The 23,330-nt window shown below is 44.0% G+C and carries 23 protein-coding genes; 19 read left to right on the top strand and 4 right to left on the bottom strand.

The window, feature by feature from the left end; all coding sequences use genetic code 11:
• Positions 1 to 291: 291 nt before the first annotated feature.
• The 3 genes from EGM68_RS25745 to lexA form a co-directional block, all read right to left on the bottom strand.
• Positions 292 to 432: a hypothetical protein gene (locus EGM68_RS25745; protein WP_013371496.1), complete on the bottom strand. Its 141-nt coding sequence runs from the start codon at positions 430 to 432 to the stop codon at positions 292 to 294.
• 41 nt (positions 433 to 473) lie between these two features.
• On the bottom strand, positions 474 to 638 hold the full coding sequence (locus tag EGM68_RS25740) for a hypothetical protein (protein ID WP_013371495.1): 165 nt from the start codon (positions 636 to 638) through the stop codon (positions 474 to 476).
• Positions 639 to 1,056: 418 nt separating this feature from the next.
• Positions 1,057 to 1,683: a transcriptional repressor LexA gene (gene lexA / locus EGM68_RS14095; RefSeq protein WP_013310545.1), complete on the bottom strand. Its 627-nt coding sequence runs from the start codon at positions 1,681 to 1,683 to the stop codon at positions 1,057 to 1,059.
• A 189-nt stretch (positions 1,684 to 1,872) separates the two neighbouring features.
• Between lexA and EGM68_RS14090 the strand changes: the two genes are divergently transcribed.
• From EGM68_RS14090 to EGM68_RS14075, 4 genes are all read left to right on the top strand, one after another.
• On the top strand, positions 1,873 to 2,241 hold the full coding sequence (locus EGM68_RS14090; protein WP_129549444.1) for a LysM peptidoglycan-binding domain-containing protein: 369 nt from the start codon (positions 1,873 to 1,875) through the stop codon (positions 2,239 to 2,241).
• A 108-nt stretch (positions 2,242 to 2,349) separates the two neighbouring features.
• The gene (locus EGM68_RS14085) at positions 2,350 to 2,556 is read left to right on the top strand and encodes a DUF896 domain-containing protein (RefSeq protein WP_013371493.1); all 207 of its coding nucleotides are present in this window, start codon (positions 2,350 to 2,352) and stop codon (positions 2,554 to 2,556) included.
• A 114-nt stretch (positions 2,557 to 2,670) separates the two neighbouring features.
• Positions 2,671 to 3,180 (top strand): hypothetical protein, encoded by a 510-nt coding sequence (locus tag EGM68_RS14080; protein WP_013371492.1) that lies wholly within the window; start codon positions 2,671 to 2,673, stop codon positions 3,178 to 3,180.
• 157 nt (positions 3,181 to 3,337) lie between these two features.
• On the top strand, positions 3,338 to 4,132 hold the full coding sequence (locus EGM68_RS14075; protein WP_173364600.1) for an HAD family hydrolase: 795 nt from the start codon (positions 3,338 to 3,340) through the stop codon (positions 4,130 to 4,132).
• Between the two features lie 98 nt (positions 4,133 to 4,230).
• Here EGM68_RS14075 and EGM68_RS14070 read toward each other — a convergent pair whose 3' ends face one another.
• Positions 4,231 to 4,773: a 1,2-dihydroxy-3-keto-5-methylthiopentene dioxygenase gene (locus EGM68_RS14070; RefSeq protein WP_013371490.1), complete on the bottom strand. Its 543-nt coding sequence runs from the start codon at positions 4,771 to 4,773 to the stop codon at positions 4,231 to 4,233.
• 281 nt (positions 4,774 to 5,054) lie between these two features.
• Here EGM68_RS14070 and metH point away from each other — a divergent pair, with 281 nt between their 5' ends.
• From metH to EGM68_RS13995, 15 genes are all read left to right on the top strand, one after another.
• Complete coding sequence (gene metH, locus EGM68_RS14065; protein WP_043885986.1) at positions 5,055 to 8,495, top strand: methionine synthase; 3,441 nt, start codon at positions 5,055 to 5,057, stop codon at positions 8,493 to 8,495.
• A 79-nt stretch (positions 8,496 to 8,574) separates the two neighbouring features.
• On the top strand, positions 8,575 to 9,507 hold the full coding sequence (gene rnz / locus EGM68_RS14060) for a ribonuclease Z (protein WP_025675967.1): 933 nt from the start codon (positions 8,575 to 8,577) through the stop codon (positions 9,505 to 9,507).
• Between the two features lie 485 nt (positions 9,508 to 9,992).
• The gene (locus EGM68_RS14055) at positions 9,993 to 10,820 is read left to right on the top strand and encodes a TIGR01457 family HAD-type hydrolase (RefSeq protein WP_013371486.1); all 828 of its coding nucleotides are present in this window, start codon (positions 9,993 to 9,995) and stop codon (positions 10,818 to 10,820) included.
• A gap of 67 nt (positions 10,821 to 10,887) precedes the next feature.
• Entirely contained in the window at positions 10,888 to 11,706 is an 819-nt protein-coding gene (locus tag EGM68_RS14050) for an Fpg/Nei family DNA glycosylase (protein WP_013371485.1), read from the top strand.
• Positions 11,696 to 12,544 (top strand): deoxyribonuclease IV, encoded by an 849-nt coding sequence (locus tag EGM68_RS14045; protein ID WP_014599877.1) that lies wholly within the window; start codon positions 11,696 to 11,698, stop codon positions 12,542 to 12,544. The genes EGM68_RS14050 and EGM68_RS14045 overlap by 11 nt, the downstream gene beginning before the upstream one ends.
• Positions 12,545 to 12,619: 75 nt before the next feature.
• Positions 12,620 to 12,958, top strand: a complete 339-nt coding sequence (locus tag EGM68_RS14040; protein WP_013371483.1) for a cyclic-phosphate processing receiver domain-containing protein — start codon at positions 12,620 to 12,622, stop codon at positions 12,956 to 12,958.
• Positions 12,955 to 13,269, top strand: coding sequence for a thioredoxin family protein (locus tag EGM68_RS14035; RefSeq protein WP_129549443.1), 315 nt, complete (start codon positions 12,955 to 12,957; stop codon positions 13,267 to 13,269). The genes EGM68_RS14040 and EGM68_RS14035 overlap by 4 nt, the downstream gene beginning before the upstream one ends.
• Positions 13,266 to 14,039, top strand: coding sequence for an ABC transporter ATP-binding protein (locus EGM68_RS14030; RefSeq protein ID WP_013371481.1), 774 nt, complete (start codon positions 13,266 to 13,268; stop codon positions 14,037 to 14,039). The genes EGM68_RS14035 and EGM68_RS14030 overlap by 4 nt, the downstream gene beginning before the upstream one ends.
• Positions 14,040 to 14,061: 22 nt before the next feature.
• Positions 14,062 to 15,120, top strand: coding sequence for a 23S rRNA (cytidine(2498)-2'-O)-methyltransferase RlmM (locus EGM68_RS14025; protein WP_129550328.1), 1,059 nt, complete (start codon positions 14,062 to 14,064; stop codon positions 15,118 to 15,120).
• Between the two features lie 180 nt (positions 15,121 to 15,300).
• On the top strand, positions 15,301 to 16,794 hold the full coding sequence (locus EGM68_RS14020) for a serine/threonine protein kinase (RefSeq protein ID WP_129549442.1): 1,494 nt from the start codon (positions 15,301 to 15,303) through the stop codon (positions 16,792 to 16,794).
• Positions 16,795 to 16,839: 45 nt separating this feature from the next.
• Positions 16,840 to 17,817: an SAF domain-containing protein gene (locus EGM68_RS14015; protein ID WP_013371478.1), complete on the top strand. Its 978-nt coding sequence runs from the start codon at positions 16,840 to 16,842 to the stop codon at positions 17,815 to 17,817.
• A 22-nt stretch (positions 17,818 to 17,839) separates the two neighbouring features.
• Positions 17,840 to 18,553 (top strand): hypothetical protein, encoded by a 714-nt coding sequence (locus EGM68_RS14010; protein ID WP_013371477.1) that lies wholly within the window; start codon positions 17,840 to 17,842, stop codon positions 18,551 to 18,553.
• Entirely contained in the window at positions 18,550 to 19,407 is an 858-nt protein-coding gene (locus EGM68_RS14005) for a hypothetical protein (RefSeq protein WP_013371476.1), read from the top strand. The genes EGM68_RS14010 and EGM68_RS14005 overlap by 4 nt, the downstream gene beginning before the upstream one ends.
• Entirely contained in the window at positions 19,407 to 21,242 is a 1,836-nt protein-coding gene (locus EGM68_RS14000) for an ATPase, T2SS/T4P/T4SS family (RefSeq protein WP_129549441.1), read from the top strand. The genes EGM68_RS14005 and EGM68_RS14000 overlap by 1 nt, the downstream gene beginning before the upstream one ends.
• Positions 21,232 to 23,316, top strand: a complete 2,085-nt coding sequence (locus EGM68_RS13995; RefSeq protein WP_129549440.1) for a hypothetical protein — start codon at positions 21,232 to 21,234, stop codon at positions 23,314 to 23,316. The genes EGM68_RS14000 and EGM68_RS13995 overlap by 11 nt, the downstream gene beginning before the upstream one ends.
• The last annotated feature ends 14 nt before the right edge of the window (positions 23,317 to 23,330 follow it).

Here is a 23,330-nt window from a genome sequence, read left to right as displayed (position 1 = left end):
AAAAGGGAAACCGTCTACAATTGGTTTTCCCTTAATTTTATTGAAATTATCAACATTAACGTATAACAGAGCCTTAAAATAAAAAAAGACTCCGCCTATCCATTACAATTATTGGTTATGGGTCCAGCTGTTCGAGCCTTGTTTATAAAATTTATAAAGAAAAGCGGGCAAGCAGGACCAAAGCTGATACAAGTTTGAAGAAGCTATAACTGGCGGGATTGGTAGTTTGGGGATCATTTAACACAAAAAAAGCAGGAAGAATTCTTCCTGCTTTTTGCTTGTAAATAAATATTAACGTCTGCGTTGTCCATCATTCACGCTAAACAGATTGACAGCCAGTGCGTTACCTCTTGCACGCGCAGTGGCTCTTTGGTTGGAACGGATGTTTAATCTTCTTCTTCTCAATTCACGGTTGCTGTGTCTTCTGCTCATAATATCACCTCCCTTCAAAGAAATGAAGGTACGGTTAAATCTTAATGATGTTTATGCTTACGCTTGGTAATTTTGATATTTAATGCGTTAGTTGCGAGTGCATTTCCGCTTCCTGTTTTAGCAGCTGCGGCTTGAAAGACTTTAACGACCAGATATCTGTTTTTCCCGATGCGATGCTTATACGTTTTAACTCTATTTCTGATCATCTGCATAACTCCTTTACTTTAGGTCTGCTATATACATATGTCAATTGTGCTAGTAATGTATCAGCATAAATCTACTAAAGACAAAAAGAAGCTAGTACCTATGTTCCTAAATGTTTTTTAAAAAAACTCATGCTAGCCTGCGTTCGCCTTCCCAACTTTACGTTATAGGGGAAGGCTAGAGTAGGTTCACATGAGTCAAATTTCCATTTGTTTAGCTAATAAAAGTAAACAGTTCAAGATCAGACGGGACTATTTCGGATAATGGGGGGGATATAATAGTAGAGACAATATAGGTTGCTGAAAAGGAAAGAATAGTTGTGAGACACACATAGTAAACATAATAACAATATAAAACCGGCTCGCCTAGGCGGCCGGTTTTATATTCGTGGTAGTATAACGGGGAAGAAAGCACGATAAATCAGTGGAAGTCCCGGAAGAGTCCAACAACCTTGCCCAATATGCTGACGTGTGTCAGGCGAAGCGGTTCAAAGGCTGGATTTTCAGGTTGAAGCCGGATATGATCTTTTTCTTTGTAAAAGGTTTTAACTGTTGCCTCGTCTTCATCTGTCATAGCTACTACAATGTCTCCGTTATCAGCTGTCTGCTGCTGACGTACGATTACATAGTCTCCGTTAGCAATACCAGCTTCAATCATGCTTTCGCCTACAACAGATAACATGAATATTTTATCCTCACCAACAAAGTGTTGGGGAAGAGGAAAGTAATCTTCAATATTTTCTGTCGCCGTAATAGGAAGACCAGCGGTTACTTTGCCGACGACGGGAACACGACTAATGGAGTAATTAATCAAGTTGCTGTTATCCGATTCGTCTTGACCAAGTAATTCAATAGCCCGTGGTTTCGTAGGATCGCGGCGAATGAGTCCTTTTTTCTCCAAACGATCCAAATGACCGTGAACCGTAGAACTGGAGGCCAATCCGACTGCCTCGCCTATTTCGCGCACAGAAGGGGGGTATCCCTTTAGACGCACTTCATTGCGGATAAATTCAAGAATGGCCTGCTGGCGGCTCGAAATCTTAGACATACCGTATCAACCCCATTTAGTAACGTTTGGGAAAATTATAGCATAGAACCTCCGTTCGTACAAACATAAGTTCTAAATAATCCCTAAAAATATTTACGAACTTTTGTTCTCTTTTCTATTGAACAAAACAAATGTTCGTGTTATATTGTGAAAAACATAAGAACAAACGTTTGGAGGACGCGGCCAATTATGAAATATAGCACTTATCAAAGTATTTTCCCGATGAACTTAGAGAATTTACAGGAGACCCGAAAAGAGGGTAAGGTGCGTTTGTTACAGGTTATTACCAATACTCTTTTACTCAAGCTTCTTATTCTAGTAATTATCGTTTGGGTTGCAGGGGCAGGTGTACTTACGGTTTTCGCAGCACCTTCAGTTTCTAATAAAGAGGTGATTAAGCTGACCGTACAACCTGGAGATACGTTATGGAATATTGCCGTGAATCATAAACCGGAACGAATGGATACACGGGTATATATTGAAGGGATTATGCGTATTAACGCTTTGGAGGATCGGGGAGTGCAGGCAGGTCAGGTGCTTAAGCTTCCACACTTCTGATCTATAAGACTATAGAGCTTGTCAAGGAGCGCAATGCGGGAGCCTTGACAAGCTCTTTTCTACATGTCAAAGTGTATTATATCTTTGCTTTTATGGAGGGGACACAATTTGGATATAGACAGCTTGGTACAGCGCATTAATGAATTAGCGCGCAAAGCAAAAGCCGAAGGATTGACAGAAGAGGAAACCACAGAGCGCGCCAACCTTCGGGAAATTTATTTAGGCAACATTCGCCGTAATTTTCGGCAGCAGCTTGAAACCATTGAATTTGTGGACGATGATACGTCGAAGGGAAATGACGGGCTGAAGCATTAATGTCGCTAAAGCCTGCATCATTTGCCTTGTTTTAGGTATCTTTCCTGGTATCTATATAGATCAGCTTTAAGGCAGTTGTTTTAATGTAATATTTATTGGGAAGGGAATTGAGAGATGGCCCGATCATTTGAAAGAAAAGTACGTAAAAACACAGCGCATTTAAATAAAACGCGCAAGAAACAAGGCATTCAAACCATTAACGGCGCAGGTTCAGCAATGGACATTTTCCGTGGCCGTAATATTACTGTGCCAATCATGCTGGCTGGTCTTGCTGTATTGTACATGCTTATGAGTTACTTTTTGACTAAGACCGGCATGCGGGGAATGGACTGGCTGGTATTTGGCTTGTACTTGATGCTGGCTGTTATCTTCTTCATTCGCCGTCCTTATTTAAAAGTGGGAAAAGATACCCTCTATATGTTAAAAGGTGGAAGAGAACGTCCGATGACGGCAGGGGACATGAAAGCCATCAAAATTGAAAAGGGTTACGTTACCGTTGAAAGAAAAGGGAAGGGCGGTAATTTTATTTTTACAAAATCACTGGGACGCTACGATACGGATGCCATCGCAGAGCGGCTTGAAAAGTTTGCACTATCCAATCAGATACAGGTAGATAAGAAATAACCGATTTAGCCTGTAGCTCTGTAAGTAAGGCCGTATGATGTTATTTTTTCATATAACATGGTGCGGCCACTTGCTTAATATGGGCACACATAACGATCTGATTCGTGACCAAACAGACAATCTTACATATACAGTGGAAAGAGAGTGGATAATTCATATGACGATTCAGGCGATAATGTTTGATCTTGATGATACCCTTCTGTGGGATGAACGTAGTGTAGAAGAGGCATTTGATGCAGCGTGTCAAACAGGCTCCCGAGAAACAGGGGCTGATCCGAAAACGCTGGAAGAAGCCGTACGCAAGGAAGCGCGCGCTTTGTATGAGTCCTATGAAACCTTTAGTTTTACTCAAATGATTGGCATTAATCCGTTTGAAGGACTGTGGGCGAATTTTACAGCAGGTGAGCAACCTGAATTCCGCCAATTGGAACAGTTGGCTCCTGCTTATCGTAAGGAATCATGGCGCAGAGGGCTTCAGCAACTGGGGATAGATAATGAGGAGTTGGCGGAGAAGCTAGCTGCCCAATTTGCTTCGGAAAGACGTGCACGTCCACATGTATATGAAGAAACGTTTGAGATTCTGGAACAATTGAAGGGGCAATACAAGCTGTTATTGCTGACAAATGGTTCCCCTGATCTACAACAGGAGAAGCTGGATGGAGTTCCTCAATTGGCTCCTTTTTTTGATCATGTTGTCATTTCAGGTTCTTTTGGTCGGGGCAAGCCTGACCCTTCTATATTTCAGCATGCTTTGGGACTTCTAGGAATTGAACCTGGACAAGCTTTAATGGTAGGAGATAAGCTGACGACTGATATTCAAGGGGCTTTGGCAGCTGGTGTCCATTCGGTGTGGGTGAATCGGAACGCTAAAACCAATACTACAGAAATCAAGCCGAAGTTCCAAATCAAGCATTTGTCTGAGTTGCATGGAATTATTCAATCTTTAAAGTGAGAAATCTACAGTTTTCTAAAACAAGTATCAAGAAAACTCCCTTCGCTCGATATGCTACAGAGCGGAGGGAGTTTTCTTATTGACACCATAGATCTTAATTATGCTGTAGTGAATGTTGGATCTTCGAACGGTTCGGCAATCCAGCCATTTTCTTCGATGAACAAGCGGACTGCGACGATCTTTTGATTTTCCATTAAAGTGAAGAAGTGCGGTGTATTTTCAGGTACGGAAATAACGTCACCTGGTGAAAGCTCTACATTAAAATAGCCGATCTCTTCAGAGCCTTTAATGATGAAAATGCCTTTACCAGCAACAATGGCACGGATCTCATCCTCGGTATGGGTGTGAATTTGCTCGAACTTGGCCAGCAGCTCGTCCAGTTTCGGCGTTGCTTCAGATAAGGTGATAACGTCCCATATTTTATATCCGCGACGTGCGGCTAAATCCTTGATTTCAGGTTCAAATGTTTTAAGAACAGCGGCTTTTTGATCATCTGTCAGAGTAAAGTTTTCTTGCAGCTCCCTTGGCAGCTTGGAAGCATCCCAGTGTTCATACAATACTTGGTGGCTCTCCAAAAATTCACGTACTTGTTCTTCACCACTAATTCGCTCATTCGTATTGCGTATAAAAATTTCTGCCATATACAAATCCCTCTTTTCCACTTGGATTAATGTTGTATAAAGAATACCATGTCTTATCCAGTTGCACAATACAGGCTGAAACATTTATATGGGAACGACTATAGCTAAACGATACAGTTTAAAGACGTTCGTCTATAACGATGCATACTACAAAAATAGATCAGCTAAGTCGTTTATGAAGAAGAATAGCCTGCATAAAACGTATGTTTTTACTTCAATCTATCTAAATGATACGGTTTCTGCTAAACTAGGATTTAACGTTTTGCGGGGGTGAAGAAATTTTGGATAAAGTTAGCTTGCAGGATGCGTTACAACGAAGAATACTCCTTCTTGATGGGGCTATGGGTACTATGATTCAGCAGGAAGACCTTTCTCCCGCTGATTTTGGTGGAGAAGAGTTGGAAGGCTGCAACGAGATGTTGGTCTTAACGAGACCGGATGTCATTCAAGGGATTCATGAAGCATACTTGGAGGCCGGGGCAGACCTGATTGAAACGAATACATTTGGAGCAACATCCGTCGTTTTGGCGGATTACGATATACCAGAACGTGCCCGTGAAATTAATCTGGTGGCGGCCAAACTGGCACGTAACGCGGTGGATAAATACAGCACTGCGGACAAGCCTCGTTTTGTTGTAGGAGCTATGGGTCCAACCACGAAAACCTTGTCTGTCACAGGCGGTGTTACATTTGTAGAGCTGATTGAAAGCTATCAGGAGCAGGCTTTGGCGCTTATTGAAGGCGGGGTGGATGTTCTTCTGTTGGAGACCTCACAGGATACGCTTAACGTTAAGGCAGGCAGCATTGGAATTCGTCAGGCTTTTGAGCAGACAGGGATTGAGCTTCCGTTAATGATTTCTGGCACGATTGAACCGATGGGAACAACGTTGGCCGGACAAAATATCGAATCCTTCTGCATATCACTCGAACATTTAAACCCAATCTCGATTGGACTGAATTGTGCTACAGGTCCAGAGTTTATGCGTGATCATATTCGTTCTTTGTCTGAAATGTCCTCTGCAGCTATTAGTTGTTATCCAAATGCGGGCTTGCCCGATGAAAATGGTCAATACCATGAATCGCCGGATTCATTAGCTCGTAAAATGGCTGCTTTCGCTGAAAAAGGCTGGTTGAATATTGCAGGAGGCTGTTGCGGTACTACACCAGAGCATATAAGAGTAATGAGTGAAAGTATGGCGCAGTTTGAGCCTCGCCAGCTCGTAGGTCATCATCCTCCTGCCGTATCAGGCATTGAACCAGTATATATTGAACAGGATAATCGTCCGTATATGGTTGGTGAACGAACAAATGTTCTGGGTTCCCGGAAATTCAAGCGTTTGATCGTAGAAGGCAAATATGAAGAGGCGTCTGAAATTGCCCGCGCTCAGGTAAAAAGCGGAGCACATGTCATTGATATTTGTGTGCAAGATCCGGACCGGGATGAAATGATTGATATGGAAGCGTTCTTGAAACTGGTTGTAAACAAGGTGAAAGTACCATTGGTGATTGATACCACGGATATTAAAGTTATCGATAAAGCACTTCAATATTCGCAAGGTAAGGCAATTATTAACTCCATTAATTTGGAGGATGGTGAAGAAAAATTTGAGAAAATGGCTCCTATTATTCATAAATACGGCGCTGCTGTTGTTGTCGGAACGATTGATGAACGTGGACAGGCAATTGCGCGTGAGGATAAGCTTGAGGTAGCTAAACGTTCTTATGATCTGTTGGTGAACCGTTACGGTCTGGCAGCGGAGGATATCATTTTTGATACGCTCGTATTCCCAGTAGGAACAGGGGATGAACAATATATCGGTTCGGCTAAGGAAACGATTGAGGGCATACGTATCATTAAAGAAGCCCTTCCTGGGGTTCATACCATATTGGGCATCAGTAACGTATCCTTTGGTTTACCGGAAGCGGGTCGTGAAGTGCTCAATTCTGTCTATTTGTATGAATGCACCAAAGCGGGACTGGATTATGCAATTGTAAATACAGAGAAGCTTGAACGCTATGCATCTATCCCTGAGCATGAACGGAAATTGGCGGAAGATCTGATCTATAATACAAATGACGATACTTTATCTGCATTTGTAGCAGCTTTTCGTAACAAGAAAGTGGAGAAAAAAGAGAAGATATCAAACCTTTCGCTCGAAGAACGGCTGGCTTCCTATGTAGTGGAGGGAAGTAAGGAGGGACTGATCCCGGATCTGGAGCAAGCTCTCGCCAAATATTCTTCTCTGGAGATTATTAACGGACCGCTAATGAAAGGGATGGAAGAAGTAGGACGTCTGTTTAACAACAACGAGCTGATTGTTGCGGAGGTTCTGCAAAGCGCTGAAGTAATGAAAGCATCCGTGGCTTATTTAGAGCCGTTCATGGAGAAGAATGAATCCTCGGTAAAAGGTAAGATTTTGTTGGCTACGGTCAAAGGTGATGTGCATGATATAGGTAAAAATCTGGTGGAGATTATTCTATCCAACAATGGTTACCATATTGTAAATCTGGGTATAAAAGTACCACCAGAACGCATTATTGAGGCTTATCGTGAAGAAAAGGCTGACATGATCGGCCTGTCCGGTCTGCTTGTTAAATCGGCACAACAAATGGTGCTAACCGCGCAGGATTTGAAAAATGCGAACATTGATATTCCAATAATGGTTGGTGGAGCTGCCTTAACGCGTAAGTTTACTAAAAATCGTATTCGTCCTGAGTATGATGGACTGGTAGCCTACGCGAAAGATGCTATGGATGGCCTGGATATTGCCAATAAGCTTATGGACCCTGAGTCCCGTAAAAAAATGGCCGAGGACATGAAGGCTGAGCAGGAGGCAGAAGCGGCAACGGTCGTGGAGGCCAAGCCGCTCCCTAAGCTAACTCGGGCTGTACGCTCTAACATTGCTCAGGATTTGCCCGTCTATATCCCACCGGATACGGATCGCCATGTACTGCGTAACTATCCACTGAACTATATTCTGCCTTATGTGAATATGCAGATGCTGATGGGACATCATCTTGGCTTAAAAGGGAATGTAGAGCAACTGCTAGCTTCGGGGGACCCGAAAGCGATTCAGTTGAAGGAAACCGTGGACAGCATCATGTTTGAAGCTGTTACAGACGGAATTATTCAGGCGAGTGCTATGTATCGGTTCTTCCCGGCTCAGTCCCAAGGAAACCAAATTCTAATCTATGATCCATCGGATGTAAGCAAGGTACTGCACACATTTACGTTTCCGCGTCAGCAGGTAGAGCCCTATCTATGTCTGGCTGATTTTTTGAAATCAGTGGAATCAGGGGTTATGGACTATGTAGGTTTTATGGTTGTTACCGCTGGTCATGGCATTCAGAAGCTATCTACCCAGTGGAAAGACAACGGAGATTATCTGCGTTCACACGCACTTCAAGCGGTAGCGCTCGAAGTGGCAGAAGGGCTAGCAGAACGGCTTCACCATATTATCAGGGATAGCTGGGGGTTCCCGGACCCAGCCGATATGACGATGAAACAGCGGCACGGCGCTAGATATCAAGGTATACGGGTATCCTTTGGTTATCCGGCATGTCCGGATCTGGAGGATCAGGGACCGTTGTTCCAATTGTTAAAACCTGAGGACATTGGCGTTGAGCTAACAGAAGGGTTTATGATGGAACCGGAGGCTTCAGTATCAGCCATGGTGTTCAGCCACCCTCAGGCGCAGTATTTTAACGTCGAAAAGGTTTAACACCTTTATCAGATGGGATAGCAAATACCCTCCGAGCTTCGGAGGTTTTTTGCTGGTCAGCAGGAAGAAGGTAAATGTCATGGAATTATATTTTCTCGGTACAAATGCAGGGGTACCTACAATTCAGCGAAATGTAACATCCATTGCTCTTCGTTTACTGGAGGAACGAAGAAGCATGTGGTTGTTTGACTGCGGTGAAGGCACTCAACAGGAAGTATTGCGTTCGCCGCTCAAGCTGAGCAGACTTGAAAAAATATTTATCACTCATTTGCATGGGGATCATCTTTTTGGTCTGCCAGGCCTTTTGTCGAGTAGGGCATATCAGGGAGGTACGGCACCTCTGACGGTATATGGACCGCCTGGGCTTCAGCAATATATTGAGCTATCTTTAGGGATCAGCCAATCTCGTATCAATTACCAACTACATATTGTGGAGCATACGGGCGGGGTTCTGTTCGATGACGGTCAATTTCGGGTGGAATCCGCTTTGCTGGATCATCGGATCGACAGTTATGGCTACCGAATTGTAGAGATGGATAAGCCCGGTAAGCTCAACCAAGAACTGTTGGAACGATACGGGATCAAGCCTGGCCCAGTATACGGTAAATTAAAGCGTGGAGAAAGTGTGGAAGTAGAGGGTGGAGTTATTCTGCATCCCCAGGATGTATTGGGTTCACCTAAAAAAGGACGGATCGTCACTATCTTAGGTGACACGAGACCTTGTCCGAATACGGTAGTGCTGGCACGAGATGCGACTGTTGTCGTTCATGAAGCCACATTTCTGCATGATCTGGCGGATACGGCGTACGAATATCATCATAGTACGGCGCTTCAGGCAGCGGAAGCTGCCAAAGCCGCAGGTGCGGAGCAGTTAATTATGACGCATTTTAGTTCTAGGTATAAAGATCAAGAGCAGCTTCAGCCTTTGCTGGAGGAAGCGCGAAGCCTATTCCCCAATTCATTGCTTGCGGAGCAGCATGTGTTGTTACCGGTACCTGATATCGGTCAATAAACGATTGGAGAGAAAGGTATGTGCTTAGGTGCCGGGGCTTGCTCCGGTGCTTTTCTTTTTCACTAGAAATTATTTTCCGGGAAAGCGCAGGATGCGACAAGAGGTGAGACGTATCAGTATGAGGATGAATGAAATTGTTCTACCACATATGGAGGCATGTCATATTTGAGTTTCTATATATCGAATTTAAAGGATTTAGTTGCTTGAGTATGCCCAGGAAATACAGGAAATTTTCTTTGAAGACGTAGCATCTTCGATGGAATTCGACGAAGAAATGATCTTATGCTATGGGGAAGCGACGGCTTTTAGCGAGGGTTGACGCTATTTTGGATGGTTTACCAGCAATTCATGGACTTCATAAGCATTTTTGACTTAAGATAGATGAGATGAGTGGAAATGACCGATTATTTAATGACCTGAGTCATTCAGGTGGTTAAATAAAAAGGAGAACACCATTCATGGGGTGAATTATTATTTTCAATGTTATGATGTATGAAATTGAAGTGGGGGAGGGGATTGCGATAAAATCGTTACTAATTGATCTGGATGGAACACTTTATCATGGAAATCGAATGATTAAGGGTGCGGATCTGTTCATTTCCCGATTACGCTCAGAGCAGATACCTTATGCATATGTCACAAACAATGCTTCACGCACACCCGAATCGGTGGCTGAGCATTTGATTGGTATGGGAATTGAAGCAGCTAGTCATGAAGTATATACTTCAGCGTTAGCAGCTGCACAATATGTTGCACAGCAAAGCCCTGGAGCTCTTGTATATTGTATTGGTGAAACGGGATTACGCGAGGCACTCACGGGGGCTGGCTTGCAGCTTGTTCAGAACCATCCTGATTATGTGGTACAGGGGATAGATCGTCAATTTACATATGAAACGCTGGCAGCTGCCATGCGTTGGATTCGTGAGGGAGCCACATTTATTTTGACAAATCCGGATCTACAATTGCCTTCGCATGACGGACTTACACCAGGTGCAGGTACAATTGGAGCTGCCATTGAAGCTGCTTCACAGGTCAAACCGATCGTCATCGGCAAGCCTTCAAGCGTGCTAATGAATTATGCACTGAATCGCTTGAACATTAGAGCGGATGAAGCTCTGGTTGTGGGCGATAATATGCTTACAGATATTGCGGCAGGTGCAGCAGCAGGTTGTAAGACAGCTTTGATTCTGTCAGGCGTGACGACTCGCGCTAATATGGATGAACATATTCGTGCCGTTGGAGTGAAACCTGACCTGATGTTTGAAAATTTGGACGAACTGCAGGAATGGATGAAAGAAGAGCTGAAGTCATAAAAAAATATATGTTTTAGAAATTTGCGAGAATTAAAAGCTATGTAGCTACGAAAGGAAAGATGTTGATATGCCGGAACTTCCTGAAATGGAAAACTACAGAATCTTATTGTCAAAACAAATTTTGGACATTCCGATTACTGGAGTGACGGTTAGCCGCGAAAAGTCCATTAATACTGAAGTGGAAACCTTTAAAAAGCAATTGCTGGGTGCAACCGTTGTATATTTAGAGCGTCGGGGTAAGCATTTGATTTTTCATTTAAACACGGGTAAACGACTTGTGCTTCATCTAATGTTGGGAGGACTGTTGTATCTGGGAACGGAGGAGCAACGTCCAGACCGTACGATTCAGATCGAATTGGATTTTAGCGGAGTGAAGCTTTATTTTATCGGACTGCGCTTAGGTTATCTGCACTTGCTGACGGCTAAAGAAACAGATGAAGCTTTGTCAGACCTGGGACCAGATCCGTTAGACCGTCGTATGACGTTGGAGAATTTTACAGCACGTCTAAAAGGACGACGGGGAATTTTGAAAACAACACTGGTAAATCAGCAGGTTTTTTCGGGGATTGGAAACTGCTATTCGGACGAAATTGCTTATATCGCCGGATTTACACCGGGTTCCAAGGTACAAAATATTGTACAGTCTCCAGAAAAAGTGGAAAAGCTATATCATGCTACTCAATCCGTACTTCGTGAAGCTACTGCGGAGGGCGGTTATATGGAAATGCCTCTAATGGAGGGAGACACGCTAACAGGTGGCTTTGATCATCAGTGTCGAGTATATGACCGTGAAGGAGAAGAATCTCCAAGCGGTGGGAAAATTGTAAGAGTCGAGCTGGCGGGAAAAAAAGCATTTTATTGCCCGGTGCAGCAGCATGATGCCTAAATTGCTTATCGGCTCTCACGTGAGTACGCGTGGTGGCTTTTCCAAAGCTGCTATACGTGCACGAGAGCAGGGAGGACGTTCATTTCAATATTTTCCGAAAAATCCTCGTAGTCTCAAGCTGAAGGAATGGAGTTCCATAGATGCTGCTGCTTGTAAAACCTACTGCTCAGAGCACCAACTTCAATCTATTGCTCATTCGCCATATCCCGTGAATCCAGCTCATGGTCGCGAACGCGGTCAGGAACTTTATGAACTGATGGTTGCTTCATTACGCAATGATCTGGATATTGCTGAAGCCTGTGGATCGAAGGGGATAGTTGTCCATTTTGGGCATATGCATTCGTCTGACCCGCTGGAGGGCTATCGTAATATTATTAACTGTCTGAATGATGTGCTGGAAGGCTGGCAGGGAAATGCTAAAATATTAATTGAGAATCAGGCTGGGGATCACGGTCCCATGGGAACCACGCTGGAGGAAATGGTTCAAATTCGCCAGTTGTGTCGAGATCCTGGCAGCATCGGATTTTGCCTGGATACTTGTCATGCGTATGCAGCAGGATTGTGGAACGGTGGAATGGACGAGGCTTTGCTTGAAAAAGGGGACCGTCTCGGCTATTGGCCAGCACTGTGCGGAGTTCATTTGAATGATTCCAAATACCCGTACGGCTCTAAAAAAGACAGACATGCGCGCGTGGGGCAAGGTTACATTGGTACTGAGGGCATGCGCTGGATAACAGAACAAGAAGCTGTAAGAGGTATTCCCGTCGTATTGGAGAGTGAGGCGGGACCTGATGGGACACATCAGGAGGACATTCAAATGATTCAAAGCTGGGAGTGAATTATTTTAAATAGATAATAGTGATCTTAGAGAATGGTGTAAGCTTACTTTTTTGGGAAGAAGGAGGAGAAGTTGGTGTATTTGTTTATGGACGATTATCGACCTTGTCCTCCAGGTTTTAAGCTGGCAAGGGATGCGGATGAGTGTCTGCTTCTACTTCATGAATACCCTATTTCGATACTATCGTTAGATTATGATTTGGGTCCAGGGCAACCGACGGGAAAGGATGTAGCTGCTGCTATTGCAAGTAAACAGTTATATCCGCGTGAAATTTACTTGCATTCCTCCAGTCCGCAGGGGCGGCGAGCCATGTATGATCTGCTTTATGCGAGTAAGCCGGAGGGAGTCACTGTGCATAACGGGCCAATTCCTGAGGTGCGTATGCAAGAGATCCTAAACGAGTCTAAGCGATGAAAGAGATCGGACAAAAAGAGGCGCGCCGTGCCATATGGGAAGGATGTAAGCTGGCTTTGTTTGTATACACTCCCATGTGCGGAACATGCGCGGCTGCCCGTAGAATGTTAGAGGTAGCAGAGCGTTTGCTCCCCGAAGGAGCAGTGGTGCAGAGCAACATTAACTATATTCCTGAACTGGTTCAGGAGTATCGGATTTCCAGCGTCCCCGCGCTTCTTATATATAATGGTGAAAACAAAAATCCTGAAATCATCTACAAAATGGAATCTGTAGGACACTTGCTGAGCAGGATAAGGAGCGTGATGGAATGATATCCATAAAGAACATTACATTACAGCGGGAAGAAAAACGTATCCTGGACGATGTAAGCCTAGAAATACGAGAAGGTGAACACTGGGCTATTCTGGGTCGCAATGGTTCCGGCAAAACAACATTGTTGGAAATGATGACAGGGTATATGTTTCCAAGTCGTGGTACGGTTGAAGTGCTTGGGCAAACGTATGGTCAATGTGATGTGCGAGAAGTTCGCAAGCAGATCGGATACATTAGCCAGACATTACTGGAAAAGCTGGCGCTAAAAGATCCCGTTTGGGAAGTGGTGGCTACAGGTGCGTATGCTTTTTTGCGTTTTTATCAGGAGATTCCGACGGAGGCAAAAGAAAAAGCCGTATCTCTTCTGGAGGGTATGAATTTAGGCGATCTGATTCATCACCCGTTGGGCACATTATCGCAAGGAGAACGTAAAAAGGTAATGCTGGCCCGCTCGCTGATGGCTGAACCTCGTCTGCTGATTATGGATGAGCCTTGTGCCGGATTGGACTTATTTGAACGGGAAAAGATGTTGGTCGAGATTGATCGGCTTCGCAAGCGAGACTTATCAGTGGTCTATGTAACTCATCACATTGAGGAGATTGTCCCTCTTTTTACGCATGTTGCGTTGATTCGGGATGGCAAAGTCGCAGCTGCTGGATCGAAAAAAGAAGTTTTAACGAAAGAATTGATTATGCACACTTATGAAGTTCCAGTTGAGCTGGAATGGGATGGTGAACGTCCCTGGATTCGGGTGTGCACTGGAGGGTAACGTTATTTTGGAAGAACTATACATGAATACAGATGAACAGAGTGAATGCGCTTTGTCATCATCAAGATTTGTTTGTACGGCCAACCATGGTTTTGCACCCTATGCTCAAGAGGAGCTTAGAAGATTATTTGGGTCTGTAAAAAGTACAATGCTTCTACCTGGTGAAATTTTTTTAGCAACACTACCCGCGGGAGAAATTGAAACAGTGAGGACGATTACAGGCCAGCCACTAATGTTTCTTCGCCACTTGTTTCCTGTTCATTTTCAGGAGGAAGGAACGGATCTGGTTCAAGTGCAAGAGCGTCTGGTTGCATTTATCCGTAACCGCAGGGAACTGATAGATCAACGTGTTTCTTTGCAAGTACGCAAAGGAACTAATAGCAGTTGGACTGAAAGCGCAGGTGCACTCAGGCTGGCTTTGAGTGAACAATTAAGTGATCTACCTATGGAGTTGGTGGTACAAGGCGCCGATGTTATTGTGTCCGTTTTTGCAGATACGGATACGTGGTACGCAGGCGTATCACATCCTCAGGACAACCTATCGGATTGGAGTGGAGGTGCAGTTCGTTTTCAGAAGGAAGACGGACAGATCTCTCGTGCCAAATTCAAGCTACTGGAAGCAGAAGCTACGTTCGGTATTGATTTTAGCGCTTTCCATCAGGGACTAGATATTGGGGCAGCACCGGGTGGATGGACTTCCTTTTTGCTGGAGCGTGGACTGAAAGTTACAGCGGTTGATCCGGCCAAGATGGAGCCATCACTGATGAAGTACGCCAACCTGACGTTTTTGCGTAAAAATGCAAGTGAAGTCAAATTTAAAGAGAATTCGTTCGATCTGCTGGTTTGTGATATGAGCTGGAGTCCAAAACAGATGGCAAGGCTCGTTACTGATTTACTATATAGTTTGCGGAGTGGTGGTACGGCTATCGTAACAGTCAAGCTAATGCATAAAAAGCCCTTGGCGCTCATTCATGATGTGATTGCTTCATTTGAGGAGTCCGGCATGCAGATTCAGCGAGCTAAGCAGCTTTTCCATAACCGAGACGAGATTACCCTGTATATGATCAAGTATGGAAAATAATTCTTTACAATAGATACAGGTGTGCTATATAATAAAGCCAAATTGTTCCTTTAAAAAAATAATTGTGTTAAATCAAGGGAAAGCATCCCGCGAAAATTGTTTTCATGTCAGCATGAAGACTTCATTTTGCGGTGGCTTTCCCTTTTTTGCGTTGTCTGCTTTTAGAAGGGAGGTAAGAGAATGATGAATCAACCATCACGATTAGAGTTCGGGTCAATTGTCGGTGAGCGTTACCGAATAATTCGCACGTTAGGTTCGGGAGGCATGAGCCGCGTGTTCATGGCCGAAGATTTAAAGCTGCCGGGCAAGCATTGGGCGGTGAAGGAGTCGATTGCCGATCCAAAAATAATGAAGATTGTACGGACGGAAGCCGAAATGTTGATTTCGCTAAGCCATCCACGTTTACCGAGAATTGTTGATTTTTTTGAGTATCCTCCATCTGGTGCGGTATATCTGGTTATGGACTACATCGAAGGAATTACGCTGGAAGCATACATGAGGGGATACCAAGGCTATATACCACAGGAACAAATCATTCCACTCGCTCTGCAGGTATTGGATGTACTTGATTATTTGCATACCCGTCAATTACCAGTCATTTATCGGGACCTCAAGCCGGCGAATATAATGCTGACACCAGAAATGGAATTTAAGCTGATCGATTTTGGGATAGCGAGGAGTTATAAGTCCGAGCTGGATCAGGATACGATAAAGCTGGGCACAGTAGGCTTCGCTGCCCCAGAGCAATATGGAACAGGACAGACGGATGCTCGTTCGGACTTGTACAGTCTGGGGGCGTTACTATTGTATCTATGTACAGGTGGTAAATATAGCGAGTGGACTGCAGGAGTTGAAGGGTATATTCGTGGGGAATTTCCTCGACATTTGATTCCGATAATTCGAAAGCTGCTGCGGCATCATCCTGAGGAACGATTTCAGTCTGCTGAGGAGGTCATTGGAGAACTGAGGCGCAGTGCTGATTTTCAGTCTGCTCAACCAGGAAAATCTATGAGTAATGCTTCAATGGATTATGCTGGAACAAGGGTAGTGGCTGTGCTGGGCGTGTCTTCCGGCTCCGGTGCTACGCACACAGCAATTGCGGTGAGCCACTACTTGGCTCGAAGAGCCCACTCTGTAGCCTTGGTTGAGCTACATAGTACAGCTAAGGCATTCGCCCGACTGCAAGAAGTCGTGGAAGGCATACCTGTTGGACAAGCGAGTTCAAGTCGGCGTTTTGAAGTCGATGGAGTCCATTATTGGCGGCAAACATCTCGTGCGGATGTCATTTCTTTGCTGGGCGGCTCCTACAGATTTATCGTACTGGACTTGGGGAATGGGCAGGACAATGAACGACTGGAAGAATTTCTGAGAGCTGATTACCCGCTAGTTGTTGGCTCAGGAGCCGAATGGAGAGTTCAGGATATAACGGGCTTAGCCCGATCTCTTCAGCGTCATCCGCAACATAAATGGAATTACTGCTTGCCATTGGCATCCTCGGAGGCTGTCCGCAGGTTACGAAAGGAGCTAGAACACGATAAAGTATTTGCGCTGCCGTTCCACTCAGACCCCTTCGAACAGGATGATGAAATGGATCAGGTATTGGATGAGCTTTTTCGTGGAGTCATTACAGACACCCGGAAAAAACGTTTCGGATTCCTTAAACGGCAGCACTAAATAAATAGACATGTATATATCAAAAAGAGGTAGGGGAGAAGCTGTGTGTCTAAGCTAAGAAAAAGCAGCAAACAAAAACTATCCGCAGGTTGTATTGGCGCGGGAATTGTAGGCATGATCTTTGTGAGCTACCTTATACTGAATACCCATCAAATGAGTGAGATCAGGAAACAGGCAGAGGTGGAGGCAGAGCAGAAATGGAAACTGTATGAACAAGAGCAACGGACCGCGAAAACAGGCTGGGCGGTTGTTCGTGACATTTCACCAGGCGAGCAGATTACATCTAATGATTTGAAGGGAATTAAGGTTCCTGGTTCTCAAGCCCCGTCTAATTTATTGGCAAATAAAAATGAAGTTTCCGGCACTACAGCCAAGATAGAACTAAAAAAAGGATCTGTGCTTACATCGGCTATGATTACTGCTAATGAACCGACACCTAAGGATTTACGCAACCGTGAGTTAAAAGTGGTGGTACTGCCCAGCAGCCTGAAGTCAGGGGACGAAGTAGATATCCGCATTCAATTTCCAACAGGTCAGGATTACATTCTATTATCCAAAAAGAAGATTTCCCGGCTGGAAGGCCCAATCGTATGGGTTACTATGAATGAGCAGGAAATACTATCGCTTTCGAGTGCTATTGTAGATGCCTATCTGCATAAAGCATCCATCTATGCTCTGACATATGTAGATCCCCAATTTCAGCCCAAGGCAATCCCGACCTATCCGCCTAATGCGCAGGTGTTAGCGTTAATGAATAGTGATCCGAATTTAGTCCGTGTTGCTGAACAAAAACTGTCCAAGCAGCTACGAGATTCTCTAGAAAATGCGATTGGTTCATCAAACAATGTGATTTCAACACCTGCGGAAAGAGTCCTAAGTGAGGAGGTTGCAGCTCAGCATGCGGGCACAGCTATTGAAGATGCAGCAAGCGGAATTGATGATACAGGGAGTGAGGAACAGGATCACAAAGAACAAACGAAGATTCTAACGCAGGGCGGCAGCTCTGATCCGTATGCCAAATAAATGAGAGAAAAGGAACGGAAGTATGAAAACATGGATATTTGCCGGTCTTTGTGACAAAAGCGATACCTTATTATACATCAGCAGCGTATTGGCAGCTTCCGGTCAACAGGTACTGCTTGTGGATGCTACACTGCGGGGACGGTATCGGTATAGCATAGGAATGCTTGATAAACCACTACCCATTACGCAGTTTTGTGGATTCGATGTGGCAATTGGATTTACAGCATGGGAAGATCTGCATATCGATATGCTGGCTGATCAAAATGAAGAACAGACTTATGACATTGTTATTTTGGATGTAGAGCTGCCTGATTTTTGTCCAATTTCGGTTTGGAAAACGGCAGAACTGCGAGTTTGGGTCAGTGATTATAGCCACATGTTAATGCACAACGGACAGAATTGGCTTGAGCATTTGTTTGACCAACCTGGTTTCCCCAAAAATCTTGTATTTCACAAGCTATTTATACAAGCAGTGGATTGTGGTGTGGAGGAAGCGTATTTGTGGGAATACATGAACCGCTTCCCTGCGTTATGGCAGCAAGAGCCGTATGTACTGCCATGGGATGAGGGGCAGCTTGCTCTAAAGCTGGAAAATGAGCATAAAAAACAGCTTCTGCTAAAACCTCTATCCAGAATATATAAGAGAGAATTGTGCCGTTGCATTGGGGAATGGATGAGTTGGGAGATAAAAGAGAGTCATCGTGCGCTAAAGCGTGCGGAAAGGAGGAGAGCATGAGCACCATTTTATTTTGGAGTCCAATTAAGGGAGCGAGTGGGAGTAGCTCTTTAGCGGCAGCAATAGCAATTACCATAGGTAATTTATATAGAGGAAGACTATTATTGACTCATTTAGGCCGTAGGCATACCGGTATTGAATCAGGATTTCCTATACAGGAGTACGCCATGGACGATCCGAGTCTACAGATTCAGGAAGGGGGCTGGGAGGCTGTTTCACGTTTAGTTCTGAGAGGGACGCTGTCTAGAGAAAATATTCGTAACTATACAATACCTGTGTTAGAACACACTCTGGATGTACTTGAGGGAACCTCCGGCTTTGGAGCTGCACCGCCGCTACTTTCCCCTGATCTTGTAAGGGTGGTAATTGATACAGCGAATCAATATTATGATTTAACGCTGATTGATGCAGGGAGTGGGGGAGGCTGGGGGGCTGTACAGCATGAAGCATGTGCACGAGCCAAACTGGCTGTTCTTTCGCTCACTCAGAATATGCGTGAGTTGGACGCTTATTTTGAATCTGTGTCTCCGTTATCCACATATTCGTCATTACCCTTATTAATTGTCCTTGGAAAATATGATGTGCATTCACAAGCGAATGAAGCGAATATACGCAGGAGATATGGCTACAAGGGTACTTTGTATACAGTTCCTTATAGCACCGAATTTATGGACGCATGGAACCGCAGGGATGTGATTGGCCATGTGCAGCGCGAGGTGCGAAGTGGAAAAGATCAGCAACGCAAGCTTTTTATGTCTGTAGGATGGGCGCAGAGCGTACGGCAGATTAGCAAAGCTATTCTGGAGGCGGTAGAGTCCGATCTTCGGCTCAAGGCTTTGGAGAGGGGCGCTTAATGCTGTCCGCTCATATGATCAACGGGTTAATTGTTACCTGCATTGTGTTGTTGTGCATCGTACTGATTATTGTTAAATATCGAGGGAATCTTTACTCGCAACATTCAGCTCTTCGGGTAGAACCAAAGAACGAAGATGCCACATTCGAAACATTGATAGAATATATCAAAAATGCGCTTCATGAACTAAGTCACAGCCAGATGGCAGATGCCGGATTACATGAAGAGGAATATAGGCGGCGTATCCATCAAAGGGCGGAACTACGAAGGGCGTTAAAGGACTGTGCCAATGGCAGCAGTGGAGATAAACGTTTTGTTAAAAATCTGATGAGTGAGCTTCTGATAAACGGTTACGGTTTGAACGAGAAAATCGCCGATACTGTTATGCCATTCTCCAGACCTGAGTTGTTTGACACACAGGATCAATTCGAAATTATTTTTTACCAATATCAGCAGAAGTTTGGCGCGGATGCACTATCACGTTTACTGGATACTTATGACTTAGCCGAAATGAGGTATTCACAGCAAGGTGAAGAGGATGGAAGCTATTTCGTAACGACAGAGGATATCCGCTATATCTATGACTGTGAATACCGTCCCCTTTCCTTTATGGAGAAAGTGGATATTATTGTGCAGCGGATTTATCAAAATTATAAAGGCTTTTCTGTCATTGATGAAATTCGTGACCAGAAGATCGATGGTGTAAGCGGGGGTGTCAGTGGTGTGCCGGAAGGTGGGATTCCTTCATCACCACATTGGTCTTCAGATAAATATGTATTTGAACAAACCTCTGCGCCTACTACAAATGGATATGAGAGTGTGTGGATTTTCTACAAAGGTAAAACTATCCATCTTTCATTCCTTTCCTTCGGATCGGAACGTGAGCTTAAAAGGGTATGTCAAAATATTTACAAATACAATTATCCAGGACAGCTTTCTGAAGCGAATGGTTATAAGGTCAACGAAATGAAGGATGGATCACGGGTAGTAGTAGTGCGCCCGCCTTTCTCTGAATCATGGGCTTTCTTTGTTCGTAAGTTTGATATTCAAAGCGCTTCGCTGGAACAGTTAATTAGGGGACAAAACGCTGATTTTCCAATCCAGCTATTATCTTATCTAATGAAAGGCAGTCGGATTACTGCAATTACAGGTGCGCAGGGTTCAGGAAAAACAACATTGTTAATGGCGATGGTCAAGCATATTTACGCTTCGTATACGCTTCGCGTTCAGGAAATGGCCTTTGAGCTGCATCTACGCAACATCTACAGTCGCCGTAATATTCTTACCTTTCGAGAAACAGATCATATTTCAGGACAACAAGGTCTTGACTTGCAGAAAAAAACAGATGGAACCGTCAATATTCTAGGTGAAGTAGCGAGTGATGAAGTAGCTGCTTGGATGATTCAAATGTCGCAGGTTGCTAGTCTGTTCACTATTTTTACTCACCATGCTAAAACATTTCGCGATCTTGTATTTTCGCTTCGTAATTCACTGCTCAAAACTGGAGTATTTCAGCATGAAGGCATTGCTGAAGAACAGGTAGTGCATGTCATTAATTTTGATGTGCATCTCAAGCGTGATGCGCAAGGGCGGCGTTATATCGAACGGATCACAGAATGTGTACCGCGTAATCCAGAGCATACTGATGTAGGTCCCAATGCTTCATCGAGCTATAGCTATCGCCATGTTATGGAATATCGAAATGGAAGCTATATACCAATGAAGCCCTTGACACCTAAAAGCGTAGCAGAAATGTGTGAGCAAATGAATGCTAAGGATGCTACAGATTTCCGCAGTTTTTTGACCCGTTATTGGGAGGAAGACTATGAGTCTTAAAGAAATTTTATTGTGGGTTTTGCTTATATCAGGTGGGGGATTTGCAGTTCTATATACAGTTTTGTATGGGTTGCATAAGCATAAGAGCTATGCAATTCGCAGAGGTAGAATTCATTCTGTACAGGAAGAACGAAAGGGAAAAGCGGTACTTCAACGGGAACTTCAAACTTTAATGCATAAATTGTATACGCTGTGTATGAGGGTCCCTATCACATCTGGATACATCACAAGTGTACGTAAGCGACTAGCTGGTCAGTATGCATACGATGAGTATAAGCTTCGTCTGCAGACCATGAAGATGATACTGTTCATCTGGGGTATTTTTGTTTGCAGCGGCGTTGTGCTATTGATGATGAAACCAGGAATAGAGTTTGCTATATTGGCCGTTTTATGTGGAGTGGTAATCAACACTCTTGTTATAGATGTGGCCACTAGCCAAATAGAAAAAATGCTACTTTCTCAAATGATCGAATTGTTCGCCAATGTACGTCATCACTATCATCAGCACGGTATGGTAGAAGAATCCATATCTGAAGCGGTCGATTTAGCAGGAGCAGAGGCTGGAAGACATGCACGGCTCATCCATGAGGCGCTGACAGATGCTGATCCGCACGAGGCACTCGAAAGATATTATGAATCAGCTCCAAATCGGTTTTTAAAAGCCTTTGCTGGTATTTCGTATATGGTAATGGAGTTTGGTGATCGGGTTGAGGATGGTGGTTCCATTTATTTAAAGGGGCTAAGCAGTCTTGCACGTGAAATCCAGTTGGAGTTACTGCGGAGAAATAAACTGGACTACCTACTAAAAAGTTTAAACGTGATCGCACTGGCCCCCGTTTTCTTTACTACCCCAATCGAGAGATGGGCGAGATCCAGCTTTCCATCCATGGATGAATTTTATCAGGGGAAATTGGGTTATATCACAAAATTGACCGTTTACATTGTTATCATCCTATCCTACTTTCTGTTACAGAAACTGCAACAGTCGGACGAGACAGGATATCGTGCGGGTAAAGGGCGGAGGGTGTGGGAGCAGAAGTTATATCGTCTGCCCATCATTCGTAATATGGTGGATTCTTTAATTCCCCGGCAGCATATGACATCTTATTCCCGGATAACCCGACTATTAAAGGAAAGTGGTGCGGAGGTAAAGCTTGAGTGGCTCTACATACGCAGAATTGCTCTTTTTATCTTAGGATTAGTGCTTAGTATCAGCACCATATTTATTTTACATGAAGCTGAAAAAACGCATATCCTTCACGCACCAGTACAATCGGGTCAAATGTTTGGACGTTTAAGTCCGATAGAGGAAAAGGAAGCTTTGAAGCAGAGTGAGATTGACCGCAAAATCATGCAAACGTTGAACATGAAAGCGGACAGCACATACGAGCGAGCGTACGCTGCTTTAGAACACTATGCTAATGGCACAGCTACTCCAGAGCAGCTATCCAGAAATACTCAACGAATTCTCCAAAAGCTGAAAGATTGGAATGAAGAATATATCAAATGGTGGGAAGTACTGATTAGTATAATTGCTGGGTTTGTAGCCTACCAAATGCCCATGCTTTTATTATATTTGCAACGGAAAATGCGTTATTTGGACATGAAGCATGAGGTGTATCAGTTTCAAACGGTTATTTCCATTTTACGGGTTATGGAACGAATGTCTGTCGAGGAAATATTGGAGTGGCTGAACAGATTTTCAGTTATCTTCAAAAGACCTCTGCAAAAATGTCTGCTTCATTATGAACATGGACCAGAGGCAGCTCTCGATTTGTTGAAAGAAGAAGCACCTTTGCCGGAATTTCAACGTCTGGTGGACAAGCTTCATTTATCTTTGGGGAAAATTACCATTAGAGAGGCGTTTGATGATTTGGAATCCCAGATGACCTACTATATTGAACAAAGAAAACAGGAGTATGAAAAAATAATAGACAGCAAGGCAATCTGGGGGAGGATGATTGGTTTTGCCCCGATGTATGGTCTTATCTTTTTATATTTGGTGATTCCGCTGATCGGTATGAGCTTTGTTCAAATGGATAGCTATTATGAGCAAATACAAAAAATTCAGTAAGTAAATTCAATGAT

Source organism: Paenibacillus sp. M-152 (assembly GCF_003856555.1).
GTDB classification, from domain to species: Bacteria; Bacillota; Bacilli; order Paenibacillales; family Paenibacillaceae; genus Paenibacillus; species Paenibacillus polymyxa_C.
The sequence above is the reverse complement of the archived record's forward strand: the minus strand, read 5'-3'. Positions and strand labels throughout refer to the sequence as shown.